The 18171-nt window shown below is 48.3% G+C and carries 13 protein-coding genes; 4 read left to right on the forward strand and 9 right to left on the reverse strand.

From position 1 onward, the window contains the following. Positions 1-29: 29 nt before the first annotated feature. From argF to J0L70_RS26330, 3 genes are all read right to left on the reverse strand, one after another. Complete coding sequence (argF, locus tag J0L70_RS26320) at positions 30-965, reverse strand: ornithine carbamoyltransferase (RefSeq protein WP_287456444.1); 936 nt, start codon at positions 963-965, stop codon at positions 30-32. Positions 966-1057: 92 nt separating this feature from the next. Further along, entirely contained in the window at positions 1058-1285 is a 228-nt protein-coding gene (locus tag J0L70_RS26325) for a hypothetical protein (RefSeq protein ID WP_017289736.1), read from the reverse strand. Positions 1286-1318: 33 nt separating this feature from the next. Further along, positions 1319-2479, reverse strand: coding sequence for an HhoA/HhoB/HtrA family serine endopeptidase (locus tag J0L70_RS26330; protein ID WP_287456445.1), 1161 nt, complete (start codon positions 2477-2479; stop codon positions 1319-1321). A gap of 145 nt (positions 2480-2624) precedes the next feature. Between J0L70_RS26330 and J0L70_RS26335 the strand changes: the two genes are divergently transcribed. Continuing rightward, the gene (locus J0L70_RS26335; protein ID WP_225885683.1) at positions 2625-2966 is read left to right on the forward strand and encodes a metal-sensing transcriptional repressor; all 342 of its coding nucleotides are present in this window, start codon (positions 2625-2627) and stop codon (positions 2964-2966) included. A 136-nt stretch (positions 2967-3102) separates the two neighbouring features. Here the strand turns inward: J0L70_RS26335 and J0L70_RS26340 are convergent, their stop codons facing one another. After that, positions 3103-3792, reverse strand: a complete 690-nt coding sequence (locus J0L70_RS26340) for an SDR family NAD(P)-dependent oxidoreductase (RefSeq protein WP_287456446.1) — start codon at positions 3790-3792, stop codon at positions 3103-3105. Positions 3793-3912: 120 nt separating this feature from the next. After that, entirely contained in the window at positions 3913-4572 is a 660-nt protein-coding gene (locus tag J0L70_RS26345; RefSeq protein ID WP_017289740.1) for an NAD(P)H-binding protein, read from the reverse strand. Positions 4573-4879: 307 nt separating this feature from the next. Here J0L70_RS26345 and J0L70_RS26350 point away from each other — a divergent pair, with 307 nt between their 5' ends. Further along, a complete protein-coding gene (locus tag J0L70_RS26350) occupies positions 4880-5560 on the forward strand; it encodes a DUF1997 domain-containing protein (RefSeq protein ID WP_287456447.1) in 681 nt (226 codons plus the stop codon). 124 nt (positions 5561-5684) lie between these two features. Here J0L70_RS26350 and cphA read toward each other — a convergent pair whose 3' ends face one another. Together cphA and J0L70_RS26360 are read right to left on the reverse strand one after the other, a co-directional pair. Beyond that, positions 5685-8387: a cyanophycin synthetase gene (gene cphA / locus J0L70_RS26355; protein ID WP_268181460.1), complete on the reverse strand. Its 2703-nt coding sequence runs from the start codon at positions 8385-8387 to the stop codon at positions 5685-5687. Between the two features lie 260 nt (positions 8388-8647). Then, positions 8648-9490, reverse strand: coding sequence for a cyanophycinase (locus J0L70_RS26360; RefSeq protein WP_017289743.1), 843 nt, complete (start codon positions 9488-9490; stop codon positions 8648-8650). 209 nt (positions 9491-9699) lie between these two features. Between J0L70_RS26360 and trmD the strand changes: the two genes are divergently transcribed. Then, the gene (trmD, locus tag J0L70_RS26365; RefSeq protein ID WP_017289744.1) at positions 9700-10428 is read left to right on the forward strand and encodes a tRNA (guanosine(37)-N1)-methyltransferase TrmD; all 729 of its coding nucleotides are present in this window, start codon (positions 9700-9702) and stop codon (positions 10426-10428) included. Continuing rightward, entirely contained in the window at positions 10422-11417 is a 996-nt protein-coding gene (locus J0L70_RS26370) for a DUF1517 domain-containing protein (RefSeq protein ID WP_287456448.1), read from the forward strand. Before trmD ends, J0L70_RS26370 begins: the two co-directional genes overlap by 7 nt. 117 nt (positions 11418-11534) lie before the next feature. Here J0L70_RS26370 and J0L70_RS26375 read toward each other — a convergent pair whose 3' ends face one another. Both J0L70_RS26375 and J0L70_RS26380 read right to left on the reverse strand, forming a co-directional pair. Beyond that, on the reverse strand, positions 11535-15350 hold the full coding sequence (locus tag J0L70_RS26375) for an ATP-binding protein (RefSeq protein ID WP_287456449.1): 3816 nt from the start codon (positions 15348-15350) through the stop codon (positions 11535-11537). Next, on the reverse strand, positions 15347-18160 hold the full coding sequence (locus J0L70_RS26380; RefSeq protein WP_287456450.1) for an ATP-binding protein: 2814 nt from the start codon (positions 18158-18160) through the stop codon (positions 15347-15349). The genes J0L70_RS26375 and J0L70_RS26380 overlap by 4 nt, the downstream gene beginning before the upstream one ends. Positions 18161-18171 lie beyond the last annotated feature (11 nt).

Below are 18171 nucleotides of genomic sequence, written 5' to 3' on the forward strand. Positions count from 1 at the left end.
AGTTTACGACATTTTAAGGAAGTTTGGGATCAGACTGCACCGAGCAAACTTGCCATGAGCGCTTTTTGAGCGTGCATACGATTTTCGGCTTGATCCCAAACTTTCGATTGAGAGCCTTCGATCACATCCTCGGTGATTTCTTCGCCCCGATGTGCCGGAAGACAGTGCAGCACGATCGCGTCTTTATCCGCATAACTCATCAACTCGGAATTCACTTGGTAAGGCTGAAAAATCGGAATTCGGCTTTCGGCGAGATCCTCTTGTCCCATACTTGCCCAGACATCGGTATAGAGCACATGGGAATCTTTTGCGGCCGCGATCGGATCATCGGTTAACAGCACTTCAGATTTACTGTTGGCAATTTTTTCCGTCAGTTGCACAATTTCGGGCAGAGGTCGGTAGTCTGCGGGAGTTGCAATGCGGACATTCATTCCCACTAATGCACAGCCCAACATTAGGGAATGCGCGACATTATTGCCATCTCCAACATAGGTCAGCGTCAGACCGGAAAGCGTCGAAAAGGTTTCTTGAATCGTTTGTAAGTCGGCTAAAACCTGGCAAGGATGCTCTAAATCCGTCAGGGCATTGATGACTGGAATCTGCATTTCTTGAGCGAATGTGTCGAGATCTGACTGCTCAAAGGTACGAATTGCCAAGATGTCGAGGTAGCGATCGAGGACTCTTGCCGTATCTTCGATCGGTTCTCCACGGCTCACCTGAGTAGCGTTCAGAGGCAAATCAAGAACTTGCCCACCCAGGTGATACATGGCAGTTGAAAAGCTCACACGGGTTCGAGTCGAGGCTTTATAGAACAGCAATCCCAACACGGGCGGATGACCGTTGACCGTGATCCGTGGGTTTAATTTTCCAGATTTAAGCTGTGCTGCAATCTCTAGCAACTCCATCACTTCGTCTGGGCTGAGATCTGACAATTTCAATAAATCCCGTCCTTTAAGTGAACCCATATGATGCTCCTCACAAATCAAGAAATAAAAATCGCTCCTCACTTAGACAGTAAAGGAGCGTTGTTCTTTTAAGAGTAGCAAATCTACCAGGATTAGCCCCAAGTCATCGAATCTAAGACTCGCTGGATGGTGTTGCCAAATTTTTCTTGTTGCACTGCCGCTAATCCCCCGAAGAAAATCGAGGAGACTGTGAGGACGAGATAGTGAGCCAAGTGATATCCGCTTTGGTTAAAGTAAACTGCGATCGACAACGGAACCCAGGCGATGAACAGTCCAACTGCCAACCCAATCAGAAACATCAAAAATCGATTCTGAGCCATGTTGAAATTCCTCCGAATGCTAGTGAGAAACTACTAGCCCACGTCTTGCAGTTCCGCAGGCTTAACTAACAATTGCTGCATTTGCTTGCCCCGCTGAACCTGAACTTTCAAGGTTTGACCGGGTTTCACATTTTCCACTAGGGCTTGAAGCTGTTCTGCTTTAGAAATTGCTTGTCCATCAATTTCAGTGACGACATCACCTCGGCGGAAGCCAGCCGCAGCAGCCGGAGAATTTGGCACAACGCGCACGACAATCACGCCATTGACTTCAGGGACTTCAAACGGCGAATTTGGATCGGTATTGTTTTGACGCGCAATTTCAGGAGTTAAGGTCGTCATTTGCACGCCAATGTAAGGATGTGGAATCTTTTCACCCTTGGCAAGCGCATCTTTGACGGATTTCGCTTTATTGATCGGAATCGCAAACCCAATTCCCATCGCATCCGGGCGGATGGCAGTGTTAATTCCGATCACTTCGCCACGATCGTTGAGCAAGGGGCCACCCGAATTTCCGGGATTGATTGCGGCATCGGTTTGTAAGAAATCTAAGCGTTTATCGGATAAACCAATCTGAGCGCTCGATCGATGTAACGTACTGACAATTCCCAAGGTCACAGTGTTATCTAAGCCGAGAGGATTGCCGACTGCGATCGCCCAATCTCCAACTTGCACTTGGTCAGAATCGGCTAAAGGTGCAGTGGGCAGATCTTTGCCCTCAACTTTGACCACAGCTAAATCCGTCACTTCATCAAAGCCTCGGACTTTTCCTTCAAACACTCGCCCATCTTTCAAGGTCACAGTCACTTTGTCCGCGCCGTTGACGACGTGTGAGTTGGTCAGAATAATGCCGCTTTTCTCAATCACAAATCCCGATCCTTGACCGCGTAATGTCTCCGATCGTGGAGCAAAATCTTCCCCAAAGAATCGGCGAAACATGGGATCATCGAGCATCGGATCAGCCCGTCTTGTAACGGTTTTCTCGGTGTCGATTCTGACGACTGCTTTTCCCACTTTTTGCACGGCTTCCGCAACAAAGCTACCGCGTGTAATGGCGCGCGGAGCGGGTTGTGCTGCTTCAGTTGTCTCGGCGCGAACCGATTGAGGAAGCGATAGGGTAAAGCCGAACATCAGCGCGAGCGTGACGATCGCAATTTGAATTCGCCGAAGCTGATTTGAGAGTTGAGCGCGTTGCATAATTCTTAAACCTAATGAAAATGCCGCTGTCTAGCCATTATTCCTATCCTACGACTGAAAACAAAATCGAGTCTGGTAGAGATTTCACCCCATTCTCCACACCTCGCACTAAGATCAAACTGGATCTCTAATGAGTTTGAAGACGATGACGACCTCAGATTTGCCTCACGGTACGGAGTCGCACTCTCATCATCACGATCATGAGCCGCATGATCATGTCCATAGCGAAGAATCGATTCGGAAGGTGGTCAATCGTCTTTCTCGAATTGAAGGACATGTGCGGGGTATTAAAGCGATGGTAGAAAGCGATCGACCTTGCCCAGATGTTTTAGTCCAAGTTGCCGCAGTCCGCGGGGCACTCGATCGAGTAGCTCGTTTGATTTTAGACGAGCACTTATCTCAATGTGTGGCGCGTGCGGCTCAAGAAGGCAATATTGAAGCGGAAATTGAAGAACTGAAAACCGCACTCGATCGCTTTCTAACTTGACGGTGTCTATATCGGAACAACTAGAAATTTCAGTCACTCAGCGATCGCTCTTGGGTAGTCCGCTGTACAAGGGTTTTTAGATGTCGCAATTTCTCAGCGACCTTGATAATCTCTATCTCTTTAGAAGATTTCTTGATTACCCTTTCTGATACATATTAATCTCTCCAATATCGACAGTATTTGAAAGTGTGAGAATCCATTCAATTGTAGAAATGACATCTGCCAGTGAAATTGGAACTTGTGGTGTAAATCTGCCCTCTTCAATATCTGCTATGACTTCTTCAGTTGCGATATTGCCTGGGTTAATGACCGTAATCCCAATCTTGTAATCACAGAGAGCAAGTTTCAATGCCTGGGCTGCTCCCCTTAACCCAAATTTAGATGCTGTATTTGCGACCTCGATCGTTGGAGAGTGATCCAATCCTGAGAGTGCGCCAATAAATATGGCTCTTGGGTTGTCAGACTGGGCAAGGTTTTTAGCAAGCTGCTTGGTCAGTTCAATCGGCGCAATTGTATTGACAGCTATCACAAAGCGAGTTTCTTGATCAGAGCTTGTCATAAAGTCATATTGATCGGTAAATGCGCCGTTTTCCCAAACTCCTCCCATAAACAAGAGGGCATCGATTGTTGAGTCACCAATGCGACTGACAATGGATTGGATTCCTTCTGGATTGGAAATATCTGCTTGAATCCACTTTCCTGCTATCGGCTGACTTCTGGAAATCGAGAACACAGAATCACCTTTTTGGGCAAAGTGCTGTGCGACAGCCGCTCCAATCCCCCGACTCGCTCCGACTACAACAATTTCTCTTTTCTTAGATTCCATATCCAACTCTTGAAACATGCGCTTTCTGAAATCTAACAAATGATTGCGGAGTATCGTGGAACCTTGGAATCTTTCACTCCGTTTCGCAAAAGAACGGAGCGAAAGATCAAACATAGAGGCTTAAGCAACTGAAGCAAATAGCGCTTCAAACGATTGCTCAGGGGCTTCTGGTTTTGCCACGATTTCTACAATTTTGTTGCGAGCACTGGGCTGAAAGGCAGACTCGATGCAAACTTGTGCAACTTTGGTGCGGGGAATGCTGCCTTCGCTGAGGGTATCTGCCGAGGACATGATAATGCGATCTTGATTGTCTTCGTTCTTTAAGCCCCCCGGACGCACGATCGTGTAAGTGAGTCCGCTCTTTTGTAGATATTCTTCTGCCTGTTTCTTCCAGACCAGAATTAACCAGAACAAGTTTAATGGGTGAAAAAACTGTGAGGTACACAGTGAGGAAACGAATACAAAATGCTCAATTCCTTTCGCTTTCGCAGCATCGACGAGATTCTTTGTGCCTTCTAAATCGACTTTATAGGGTTGGGTGGGATCGAAGCTCGGTTTCGCTCCCGTTGCGCAGAACAACACGGTGGAGTCTGCGATCGCGCCGACTAAGTCTGCTTTATTCAAGACATCCCCTTTCACCAATTCAACCCCGGTGGGTAAAATCGATCGTGCTTTTTCGGGATCGCGCACGAGCGCGCGCACAGGAATTCCGCGATCGACGAGTTGTTGAACAATCCTACGTCCCGTTTCACCCGTCGCCCCTGCTACAAATGCTTTCATAGAATTTACCAAATCACTGTCTATCAATATTTTGCTGACCCTTTCTAATCTACATCGTGCAGAAGTGTGATCAATGCCAGCTCGATCCGCGATTTTTTTGGCTTACCCTTCCCAAACCCTCGTACACGGAGTAGGATATGTAAGGCACATCCTTAACTTTTGTAAAGATAGAAATAGATGGCTGTACTCATCTGAAATCCGCATGGATTTTACTGATTTTCAGGAGAAGCCCCGACTGAAAGTGGAGCCTATCAGTATCCTTTGGGGAACCTTGACGTAGAACCACGGCAAACGGAAGAGAGAGTGAATGCAATCGCAACCGACCGATCCCTCAGACTTCGCGAATCCCAATTTCGCCCGCCCTACCGATGCTGCGGGTGGAAATGTGACTCCTGCTCACACGGATGCTCTGATTAATGAGCCAACGGTGTTTTCGAGCCAGTTTGTGGACTGCATGGAGATGAATGCTGATGCGCGAACGGTAGCAGCCTATCTGGATGTGCATCAAGAATGGTTTCGACGCTGCGCGCATCCGATGCAGGTTGAACCGATCGGGCAAAATAGCTATGCGCTGATTATTGGTCATTTTGGGGCGTTTGGGTACGATGTGGAGCCGCGAGTTGGCTTGGATCTGTTGCCACAGCAAGAAGGGATTTATCGGATTGAAACAGTTCCAGTTCCAGACGATACTTATCTGGGCTATGAAGTAGATTTTCAAGCGGCATTGAATCTGGTGGAGCATTCAAGCCCTAGTGATCCCAACTTGAAAATGACTCAGGTGCAGTGGCAGCTTGATTTAAGTGTTGCGATTCAGTTTCCGCGCTTTATTCATGCGTTGCCGGATGCGTTGATTAAAAGTACGGGAGAGCGGATTCTCAAACAGGTTGTTCGTCAGGTTTCGCGTCGTCTAACGCATAAAGTTCAAGAAGATTTTCATTCGTCTCGAAATTTGACGGTTCCAAAGCGTGTACGTAAGCGGTTTTTGTAAGCGATCGCAGTTCAACTGATTTTGACAGACTCAAGTGCAAAATCCCTCGCGTTTGATGTGCGAGGGATTTTTTTAATTGGTTGGCTAAAGTACAAGGCAGCGTCCAATCATTCGCTAGAAATTACTAGGAAGTTGGGATTGCTTCTCTCGCGACCATCTGGGGCTTCACAGGATCTGAATTGCCATTTAGAGTTACAACCGGGGTCATGACCTGAACTGCATTTCGAGCCTCAATGAGCTTGATCGCTCTCGTGACACTTTCCGGCAAGATCACCACTAAACTGCCAGGAGTTGCACTTTCTAGCGCCGCCTCGATCGCTTGAGTTTCATCGAGAATGACTTCATATCGAGCATCCGGTTTCGTTGCTTTTACGCCTTGCACAATGAATTCAGCGGTATTGCCACGCTCGCGTCCGCGATTGTCGTCATCTTCTTTAATGATCATGCGATCGAATAAGTCTGCGGAGAGTGTGCCTAACTCGACAAAATCTTCATCGCGTCGATCTCCCGGTGCGCCGATTACTCCAATGCGATCGCCATCCGTCCAATTCTGAACAAAGCCACCTAATGCCTTATAGCTATGCGGATTGTGGGCATAGTCGATCAGCACATGGAAATGACCCAGGTTGAACAGATTCATCCGCCCCGGAGTTTGCTTCGTTGAAGCTTGGAAGGTCATTAAAGCCGCTCGAATTTCTTCAATCCGCACGCCCTGAGCAAATGCTGCCAAACTTGCAGCCAAAGCATTCGCAATCATGAATGGCGCGCGTCCACCGAGAGTCAAAGGAACATTGATCGCTTGTTCAATTCTCAGCGTCCAATCGCCTTTCAAGATCGAGAGATAGCCATTTTCATATACGGCTGCGAGTCCACCTCGTTGGGTATGCGATCGAATTAATTCATTCTCTGCATTCATCGAGAAGTAAGCAATTTGAGCCGAAACGCGACTCGCCATTGCTGAGACTAACGGATCATCTGCATTCAAGACGACATAGCCTTTGGGCAGTGCAGCTTCCGCGACGACGCTTTTGACTCGCGCCATTTCGTCGATCGTATTAATATCCCCAAGTCCCAGGTGATCGGCGGCGACATTCAAAACCACACCGACATCACAAGCATTGAAGGCTAAACCCGATCGCAGAATTCCACCTCTAGCACTTTCAAGCACGGCGACTTCCACGGTGGGATCTTGCAGGATTAACTGTGCGCTTTGAGGCCCGGTATTATCGCCAGGTTCAACGAGGTAGTCCCCAATATAAGTACCATCAGTTGTGGTGTAACCTACGACTTGCTTCGTCTGTTTAAACAGATGAGCAATTAAGCGCGTTGTGGTTGTTTTTCCGTTTGTTCCAGTAATCGCAATGATTGGGATGCGACCATTGGAATGATTCGGAAACAGCATATCGATCACGGGTTCAGCAACATTGCGCGGAATCCCTTCACTCGGACAAACGTGCATCCGAAACCCAGGAGCCGCATTGACTTCGACAATCACACCATCGACTTCGCGCAACGGCTTTGAGATATCCTCAGTGACGATATCAATTCCCGCAATATCTAAGCCGATAATTTTTACGACGCGCTCAGCTAACCAGAGATTTTCAGGATGAATATCATCGGTACGATCGATAGCAATGCCGCCAGTACTGAGGTTCGCAGTTGCTCTCAGATAGCACATCTCGCCTGCTGGTAGTACCGTTTCCAAGTTGTAGCCTTTTTGTTCTAACAATTCCCAAGACGTGCGATCGACTTCGATCTTTGTCAGGACATTATCGTGACCTGTACCACGTCGCGGATCTCGATTCGTTTCATCAATTAATTGTTGAATCGTCGAGCGACCATCTCCTACTACATGTGCAGGAACTCTTTCAGCTACAGCAACAACTTTCCCATTGACGACTAAAACTCGGTGATCGCGACCCTGATAGAACCGTTCAATGATGACCGACTTAGAAACATCTTTGGCTGCATCGTAAGCAGCTTCGGCTTGTTCCCAGGTTGTAATGTTAATCGTAATGCCTCGACCATGATTGCCATTCAGCGGCTTAATCACGATCGGATATCCACCGACATCCGCGATCGCATCTTCTAATTCGTCTAAATAGCTAATAACGGTGCCACGCGGAACTGGAACTCCAGACGCTCGCAGCATTTGTTTCGTTCCTTCTTTATCCGAGGCAAGCTCAACCCCAAGAATGCCAGTGCGATTGCTCAACGTCGCTTGAATGCGCTTCTGATGGACACCAAAGCCCAGTTGAATCATGGCGCGCGCGCCGAGTTCTGTCCAAGGAATATTGCGGGCTTCGGCTTCTTTGACGATTGTTTCGGTACTCGGTCCTAAACTGCACTCTGCGGCAATTTCGCGCAGGTCGTTGAGATCTTTTTCAAGTTCTTCTTTTGGATATCGTCCGGTTTCAACCAGGGTTTGGCAAATTCGGACGGCAGCCCTCGCTGCATAGCGTCCGGCGCGTTCGTGAATATATTCGATCGCAACTTGGTACACGCCCGGTTCGGCGGTTTCGCGAGTTCTTCCAAATCCAACCAGCATTCCGGTTAATTCTTGAAGCTCTAGCGCCACATGCTCAATGATATGTCCCATCATTGTGCCTTCCCGAACGCGAGCTAAAAAGCCACCTCGGCAGCCCGGAGAACAGAAATGTTCGACAAGTGAAGGAAGCAACTCGACCAGACCTTCGTAGAACCCAGGAATTAAGTTAGAAGGTGTTTCTGCCAGATCTTCGAGATCTAGACGCATTAAAACAACTTTATGGCGGCGAATACTCCAATAGTTGGGTCCACGTAACGTCTGAACTTTGAGTATCTTCATAGGGGTCTATTCAGGGATACAGGCTGGCGTTTAGTTAGTTGGCAATCGAGATCTGAACCAGATTACCTGCAAAAGCAGTTATCTAGTTTCAGATGCAATCTGAGCGAGGAAGTGTTCATGATAAACAGTTTGTGTAAAGAACTGTTGCCGCCAAAAGTCGGGAATTCAAGCAATTCTGTAACATCGTGCAACCTGATCTCATCGAAACGCTACCAGATCTCCTCGAATCTACAAGTTAAGAAAATCTGATTTCTTCAATCTCAGGGACGATCCCAGAATGGCTTTCTCCGCGATTCCCGCAAGAGCATGGTGCGCCGCCGTAGGTCAAATCGACAACCCGCACTGAGAACATGCAAGCGCAAATTTCCCATACAAATCGGGTCGGTTTTGTTGATTTCGGCTTGATTGGTGTAGTTCATTTCGCTGGGGTCGAGGATGGTGACAGCTCCTTTGCCTAGGACTTGTAAAATGCCGTCTCCTTCAAATAATGCACAGGTGTCTTCATCAATTCCAATTCCTAATCGGTCGGGATGGGCAACGATCGCGCTCATTAATCTCGCCATGCGATTGCGATTATGAAAATGTTGATCGACTAAGACTTCTGGAATGATGCCAAGTCCGAGGGTCATATCGACTAAAGAATGATTGGGAGATTCGCCACTGCCGCCGCCAGCAATCATGTGATGTCCCATAACGGCGGCACCAGCGCTGGTTCCTGCGAGGGTAATTTCGCCGGATTGGGCGCGCGATCGCACAATATCCATCACAGGCGTATCCGATAACAATCCACACAGGCGTAATTGATCGCCTCCGGTCAGGAAAACAGCGCTACATTCGCTGACATACTCTTGCATCTCGGGTGCGTCACATTGCGCCCGATCAAGAATGTTCAGTACCTTGATTTCCTGAGCGCCCATATCGGAGAAGATAGTGTAGTAGCGATCGCCAATCACTAGGGGTTCACGGGAAGCGGAGGGAATAATCGCGATGCGGGCATCACTTCCTCCTGCCCGAAAGAAAAAGTTTTGCAGGATTTCGCGTCCATGAATTTTATCTTCTGCGCCGCCAATTACCATAATGGCGGTATTGAGAGACTGAGGCATCTGCGGTTCAAACGATTGCAAGACTGACTCTAGCATGAAGGGATGAGGGATGATATGTGAAGGGTGAACAGGGAAATCGAAATTCGCATCGCGCTGGCGCGGGAGTTGTGTCGTCTAACGCTATAAATTTAATTTTTGATTTCTTATGACTCTCCATCATGCCAAACTATTAATTTTTTGTTAACAGTTCTTCGTTCTTATTTATCAACATGCGCTTCGATATTGTCACGTTGTTTCCAGATTTTTTTGCGTCGCCGCTGCAATCTGGATTACTGGGGAAAGCTTTGGCGAAACAAATCGCGGAGGTGCATCTGACTAATCCGCGAGATTTTGCGATCGATAAACATCGCCGAGTCGATGATGAGCCTTACGGGGGCGGGGTCGGCATGTTGATGAAGCCAGAGCCAATTTTCGCAGCGGTCGAATCTTTACCCGTACTGCCCCGTCGCGAGGTAGTATTTGTGACACCGCAAGGTGAGCCGATGCGACAAGATTTGCTCAAGGAATTTTCGGCGAATTTTGATCAGATTGTCATCATTTGCGGACATTATGAAGGGATAGACGAGCGGGTGCTGAATTTGGTGACGCGCGAGGTCTCGTTAGGAGATTTTGTGTTGACGTGTGGAGAGATTCCGGCTTTAGCGCTTTTAAACGGCACGATTCGGCTGTTACCGGGTGCGATTGGCAAGGAAGAGTCGCTGAAATTGGAAAGTTTTGAAACAGGATTGCTCGATTATCCGCAATACACCCGTCCGCCCGTGTTTCGAGAATGGGAAGTTCCGACTGTTTTGCGATCGGGCAACCATGCTGAAATCGATCGCTGGCGGACGCAGCAACAGATCGAACGCACTCGAACTCGTCGCCCGGATTTATATCAAGAGTGGCTGGAGCAGACGGGGCAATTTAAACCTGATGAAGTAAATCACGAACCATGTTGACGAAAAAATTCCGCTTACTCTGTGCCACGATCGCGAGTTCTGCTGTTTTGAACTCGATACAAGTGCCGATGCCGTTTCGATCTTCAGAATTGCTGCTTGATTCTGCGGCATATGCAAAACGCAGTGGTGGTCGCAGCAGTGGCGGATCGTTTAATCGCAGTAGTGGGTCTTCTCGCTCTTCTGGCAGTTCGACTCCGGGTGGCTCAAGCTCTGGAAGTTCAAGTTCTGGACGCTCAAATTCTGGAGGATATCAGGGGGGTGGCTATTATGGGGGCGGCTATTATGGGGGCGGCTATAGCAGCGGGTATTCCAGTGGCGCGAGCATCGTGTTATGGATTGTGGCGTTAATTCTCGTCGGTGGTGCTGGATTTTTCGTGTGGTACTTGCTGAAGAGTGCGAAAAAGAGCAAGGGCAATGAGCTTGACAATGATATTGTGACGGTTTCCATGATTCAGATGGGATTGCTGGCGGAAGGTCGAGCAATTCAGAAGGAATTGACGGAGATTGTGGAGCAGGGTGAAACGGATTCGATCGAAGGGCTGCACGCGCAACTGCAAGAGGCAGTTTTGGCGTTGCTAAGAATGCCGGAAAATTGGAGTCATGTGCAGGCGAGTTCTGAGACGGTGAAGACCCGAGACGAGGCGGAGAAAGCGTTTAATCGGTTGTCGATCGCCGAACGGACAAAGTACACCACAGAGACGATCTCGAATGCAGGAGGTCAGTTGGTGCTGAAAGAGTTTGAGGTTGATCCGGATAAGGAGCCTGCCTCTTATATTGTGGTGACATTGCTTGTCGGGACGGCAGATGATAAGCCGCTGTTTATGGAGATTCGATCGATGGAAGCGTTGACTGAGGTGCTGAATCAGTTAGCGAGTTTGAATGCAGAGTATTTAATGAAGTTTGAACTGCAATGGACTCCACAGGCAGACGGAGATAGTCTCACTTATGATGAGATGCTACTGGAATATCCGAAAATGTTGCAGATTTAGAGTCACGGAGAAAACGATTGAGGGGCGAGTTTCACCGCAATAAATTTTGGATAGGGAGATAGGGAGCAATCTCAATCTGGGTGCTCCCCACTCCCCACTCCCCACCTCCGAAGGTCTCTATTTTTTCGTCAATGCCGCGATCGCATCAATCAATTCTTCAGATTCCAACGGTTTCGCGAGATGCTTTTGAAATCCAGCGGCGATCGCTTGTTTTTGATTCAACTCTCCTGCATAGGCAGTGAGCGCGATCGCACGAATTTCTCCGCCTTGGTCTGGCGGTAACGCTCGGACTTGCTGCATCAGCATGTAACCATCCATTTCCGGCATTCCGATATCACTGACGAGAATATCGAAACGCGATTGTGCCAATGCCTGTAATGCTTCGCACGCTGAAGGGACAGACACTACGATCGCTCCAGCTTCTTCGAGCAAAAATTCCACAAGCCCAAGCGCATCGGAATCATCATCGACGACTAAAATTTTGAGATCCTTCAAGCTAGCGGATGAATCAGCCGATTGTGCTTCAGATTGAAGCTCGGCTGCTGTTGACAAGCGAGGTAATCGCACCATAAATGTTGTTCCTTGCCCTTCACCTGGGCTTTCTACTGCAACAGTTCCACCATGCAGTTCAGTTAGATATCGAACGATCGCGAGTCCCAATCCTAACCCGCCAAACTGACGAGTGGTTGCGCCATCTTCTTGACGGAAATAGTCAAATACATGCGGTAAAAACTCAGGAGCAATACCCTTTCCTGTGTCGTGTACAGTCATTTGAATTTGATGGTCAATTGCGGTCAAATGAATCTGCACCTGCCCTCCAGTAGGCGTAAATTTCACGGCATTTGAGAGCAAATTCCAGACAATCTGCTGTAAACGAGTCGCATCTCCTGCAACATCGTTGACCTCAGACTCAAAAACGGTTTCAATCTCAATCGATTTCGCTTCAGCCGCTAACCGAACCGTCTCGATCGCGGCTCGAATCACCGTTGCTAAATTCACCGTGTTGACATTGAGGTTGATTTTGCCTTGCAAAATTCGCGAAACATCGAGTAAGTCAGCAATGAGATCTGACTGGAGTTTGGCATTGCGCTCGATTGTGGCTAACGCATAAGCCGTTTTCTCTGCATCTAATTTGCCCGTTTGCAAGAGCTTCGACCAGCCTAAGATGGGATTCAGGGGAGATCGTAATTCATGAGAAAGCACCGCGAGAAATTCATCTTTAATCCGATTCGCTTGTTCAGCTTTCTCACGGGCAACTTGCTCAAGCTGAAGAATATGAGCTTGCTCGGCTTCGAGCTGCTTGCGCTCGCTAATATCGCGATAAAAAATTCCTAACCCTTCCTCAAATGGATAAGCGTTTAGTTCTAACCAAACATCGTAATTCGGTGGCACATAATAGTGATGCTCAAAGTGAACGGCTGTCTGTTCCGCGATCGCTCGACGGTATTGCATCTCAACTTCAGTTCCGAGCACAGCAGGCCATTCCTCCCAAACTGTTTTACCGATGACTTCAGAACGAGGTTTGTTGTTAATGCGTTCGGCAGTGGCATTTTGATAAATAATTTTCCAGTGATGATCTAACGCTAGAAAGGCATCACTCATACTTTCTAGAAGTTGATCGATGCGTTTTAGGGCAGTTTCGGCCTGTTGTTGTGCAGTTTCGCTCGCGGCTCGTAAGGTTTGTTCTCGTTGGATGGCTTCTTGTCGAAGTTTCGAGAGTTTGAGGGTCGCTTCGACTCTGGCTAATAGCTCACGTGCAGAAAAAGGCTTGGTCAGATAGTCATCGGCACCCGCTGCTAAGCCTTCGACTCTGGCTTCTTCTCCAGCCCGGGCAGAGAGGAGAATGATCGGAATCTCTCGCGTTTGCGGGTTGTCTCGCAGTGCATTTAAGACTCCAAATCCATCGAGTCGCGGCATCATTACATCCGTGAGAACGAGATCTGGAGCGCGATCGCAAACCGCATCCAACACGGCTAAACCATCCGAAACTGCTTTGACTTCATACTGCTGAGCGAGAAGACGTTTGACATAATCCCGCATATCCGCATTATCATCGGCAAGTAGAACGTAAGCCTGAGGACTCGAAGACTGCATCACCGGATTCAAGTCCAGTGGGGTAGCAACGGAACTTGAGTCTGGTAGCCATCGTAGCGCTTCTTCGACATAAGAGCTTGCACCCGTTGCGCTGGTCGTACGAGTTTCGCTAATTTGTTCAACCGGAAGATGAGCGGTTCCGGTTGGAATGGCGATCGTAAAACAAGTTCCTTCTCCTTCCTGGCTGATGACCTCGATCGTGCCTTGGTGCAGTTTGACTAATTCTTGAACTAAAGAAAGTCCAATTCCTGATCCTTCAAAGCTTCGTCCTTGTGACGCTTTCACCCGATGGAACCGCTCAAACAGATGCGGAATTTCTGCTGCGGGAATGCCAACTCCGGTGTCTCGAACGATCAGTTGAACCTGGTCTATCCGCCAGCACAACTGCACAGTAATCTTGCCTTCAAAGGTAAATTTGAAGGCATTCGAGAGAAGATTCAGAACAATCTTTTCCCACATCTCATGATCGACATACACCGCTTCTGGAAGTGCAGGACAATCGACCACGAACTGGAGATTGGCACGCTCGATCGCAGATCGAAAGACACTCGCTAAATCTGTTGTGTAGCTTGCCAGATCAGTTGGTTCATAAACGGCTTGCACTCGTCCGGCTTCAATTCGAGAAAAGTCTAGCAGAGTGTTCACTAGCTTTAGCAAGCGCATTCCGTTGCGTTGAACGATCTCGATGCGTTCTCGCTGGGTCGGAGGAAGGGGATGAATCGGATCGCTGAGTGCCTCTTCAGTGGGGCTTAACATCAGCGTCAGAGGCGTGCGAAATTCGTGGCTGATATTGTTAAAGAAGACGGTTTTTGCTCGATCGAGTTCTGCAAGGGTTTCGGCGCGTTTACGTTCTTCTTCATACGCCTGAGCATTGGCAATGCTTGCTGCGATCTGACCTGCAACTAGATCAAGAAAGCCTTGATAGTTATCATCTAGCAATCGGAACGGATTGAGACCTGCGACTAAAATACCAGCTTGTCCTGTGTCTCCTGAGGCGACGATCGGCATAACAATGGCTTGATGAGGGGGATGCTGCCATGCGCCTTTGGGAAGCTCAGCGGTGAGGTTTGTAATGATTGCGGATGTTTGCGATCGCACAACCTCACTCAACTGCCAAATCGAATCTTGGTCGAATCCGACCGCTTCAAGCGCCAGCGGATGATCACGCTCGATTCCCGCTGTGCCGGATAAGATCACTTGCTGCTGTTCAACATCAATCAGATAAATCAAAGCAAACGGCAGATCATAAGGATTTGCAGCTAAACACTGGGCACTGAAAGTACAAGCCTCATCGAACGTCCGAGCATCCGCAGTTTTAGCCGCAAGGACACGTAACAATGCTAACTGTCGCTCTCCAATCACTTGCTGCGTATTGTCAGTATTGGCGCAAATAATCCCGCCTGTTCCGCCTTGATCATCCGGGATAGGACTATATGAAAACGTGTAGTAAGTTTCTTCGGGATACCCGTTGCGCTCCATGATCAGCAGCAGCGATTCATCATAGGTCGCTTCGTTTCTCAGCATGACTGAAGCCGTTCGCGGCTCGACCTCATCCCAAATTTCACGCCACACAACCGAGGTCGGCTGTCCTAACATTTCTGGATGTTTGCCGCCGAGAATCGCTCGATACGCGTCGTTATAGAGGTAGGTTAAGTTGGTTCCCCAGGCAATCCACATCGGTTGACGCGAGGTCAGCATAATTCGCACCGCTGTTTTTAAGCTTTGCTGCCATTGTTCTGGCTCACCGAGCGGAGTCTTTGACCAATCGAGTTCTCGAATGCGTCTGCCCATTTCGCCACCGCCTTGGAGAAAGCTTGCTGTGCTCGGTTCAGGTTTCATGCTTGGCTCCTTGATAATGTGGCGATCGCACGAATCAATTCTTCTGGCTCGATGGGTTTGGCAAGATGCTGCTGAAATCCGGCTTCAAGCGCTTGCTGCTGGTTAAACTCTCCTGCATAGGCAGAAACTGCGATCGCGGGAATTTCTCCTCCCCATTTCGATGTTCTAGCACGAATCTGTCGAATTAACAGGTAGCCATCCATCTCAGGCATCCCTAAGTCACTGACGATGACATTGGGCAAGGTCTGATCGAGTACCTGTAAGGCGGCGAGTCCAGATGGCACGGCAATGACTGTTGCACCATTTTGTTCAAGTAAGAAAGCTTGATATTCGCGAGTATCGAGATCATCGTCGATGAGTAAAACTGTTACATGGTTTAACTCTCCTTCTTGCGCTGCATCCGGGCAATGCGGCTCAAGTGCGCTCTTGCTCAATTGCGCTTGCAAATTCATCGGCAGTTTTACAATAAATGTCGCGCCGTGATTGACTCCCTGACTTTCTGCCTGGACGGTTCCGCCATGCATTTCGATGATGCGCTGTACGATCGCGAGTCCCAGTCCTAATCCGCCAAATTTGCGAGTCGTTGAGCCATCTTCTTGCTGAAAGGAGTCAAAGATCCGAGGCAAAAAATTAGGCTGAATGCCTTTACCTGTGTCGATGACCTGAATTTCAGCCCGGTGATCGCTAGACCTTAATGTGACTGTCACAGTTCCGCCGTCTGGCGTGAACTTGACGGCATTGGTGAGCAAATTGCAGATAGCTTGCTGTAATCGAACTGGATCAGCCGATACGGGAGCCGTCGGATTAAAAGTGAGCGTTAACTGAATGTTTTTTGCGGCAGCGGCGAGACGTACTGTCTCAACGGCGGCAGAAATGATCTGAGTCAAATCAACAATCGTAGGATTTAACAGCAGCTTGCCTTGAATAATTCGGGAGATATCGAGTAAATCTTCGATCAGTCGAGATTGCAGCTTGGCATTGCGCTCGATCGTGGCTAAAGCTCCTCGCTGTTGATTGGCATCGAGTTTGCCCGATTGTAGCAATTTGATCCAGCCTAAAATCGGATTCAGTGGCGTTCTCAGTTCGTGAGAGAGAACCGCGAGAAATTCATCTTTGATCTGATTTGCTTGATCGGCTGCTTCTCGTGCAGCTTCGCGCTCTGTTTCGATTCGCCTGCGCTCGGTCACATCCTGAAATAGCACTGCAACTTTGTTGCTTTCAGCAGGTTCAAGCCGGAATGCATAGATATCAAACCAACGATTCATCGCAGCCGAGTGATCCTGAAATCGCGTCGGTTCGCCTGTCCGCAGCACTTGCGCATAGATATCAAACCAGAATGTTTCAATCTCAGGAATTAGCTCACGAATTGTTTTGCCAACGGCTTGTGTCAGTCCCGTTTGCTGTTCAAAAGCTGGATTGACTTCAACAAGGCGATAATCAATTGCTATGTCCTTCTCAAACACGAGTTCAATTACACAGAAGCCTTCATCGATCGATTCAAACAAGGTTTGATATCGTTTCTCAGAGTGTTGGAGTGCTGCTTGAGCTTGGATCTGCTCGGTTACGTTTCTAAAGTAAACGGTAATGCCTGGCCTGGCTGGATAGGCACGAACTTCGTACCATCGATTGTGGTCGGGATAAAATGCGGTTGTTGCGCCGACAACTTGATCGTGCATTGCACCGCGATAAATTCGCTCAAACTCAGTTCCGATCAAGCCTGGATATTCTGTCCACAGGTTCTTGCTGACCGAAGCGTTGCTCGATCGCTCAAGCATTGCTTCAGCCGATTTGTTCATGTAAGTAAACTGCCATTGGGCATTCAGTGCAAAGAACCCATCGGTAATACTTTCTAGAATGTTACGACTCTGTTCTTCACTGTCTTGCAGTGCGATCGCGGCTTGTTTACGATCGCTAATATCGGTGAATAAAATGGCAAACTGTGGATAGGTATCGATTGGGAAAGCACTGACTTCAAACCATCGATTCATAGCCTGAGAGCCACTCTCAAAGCGTTCAGGTTTCCTCGTCTGTACAACTCTACTATAGGTTTCGAACCAAAACTCTTCTAAATTAGGGACTAATTCTCGTGCTGTTTTTCCGATTGCACCTTTCAGCCCTGTCATCGATTCAAAAATAGAATTGGCTTCTAGGAATCGATAGTCTTGCGGATTTCCTTGTTCGTCAAACATCATTTCACAAAGGCAGAATCCTTGATTCATCGACTCAAACAAGGTGCGATATTTTGTCTCAGATTGTCGGAGGGCTGCTTCTGCGCGTGCCCGTTCAACGGCTGCCCAAGTTCGCTCTGCGGTTTCTTCGATCTGTCTTGCTTCCAGCTTTGTCCATTGTCGCGGAGTCGATTGATGCACAATGAGCAAGGCGACTAATTGACCGTTCTTGATCAAAGGCGTATCACAATAGGCGGCAATGTCGATCGCTTTGAACTTTGCTTTCTCACGCTCTGTCAGGCGCTTACTGTGCTGAATATCTGAGACAATCACTTGTTGCCCCATTCTGTAGTCTTTGATCAAGTCTCGACCATATTCTTCTGTACTAAATACTCCGCTCAGTTCTGCTACGCCGTTTGTGTAGCTCCGGTAGATGCTCACTTGTTGAGGATTCAGTAAAATTTCAGCATAAGCAACACGGCTTGCCCCTAACGACTCGCCTAGCACATGCGCTGCTGTTGACTGAATTGCTTCCGCATCTGTCAGTGGACGTAATGCATCATTCAGTACGATACAAAAGGCATCAATCTGATTTCCTATCAGGATGTCTTCAGTGCCTGTTGCTTTCTCATCCTGAGCCACGCTCTATTCTC

This window comes from Leptolyngbya sp. UWPOB_LEPTO1, from assembly GCF_017302695.1.
Classification (GTDB): Bacteria; Cyanobacteriota; Cyanobacteriia; order Leptolyngbyales; family Leptolyngbyaceae; genus Leptolyngbya; species Leptolyngbya boryana.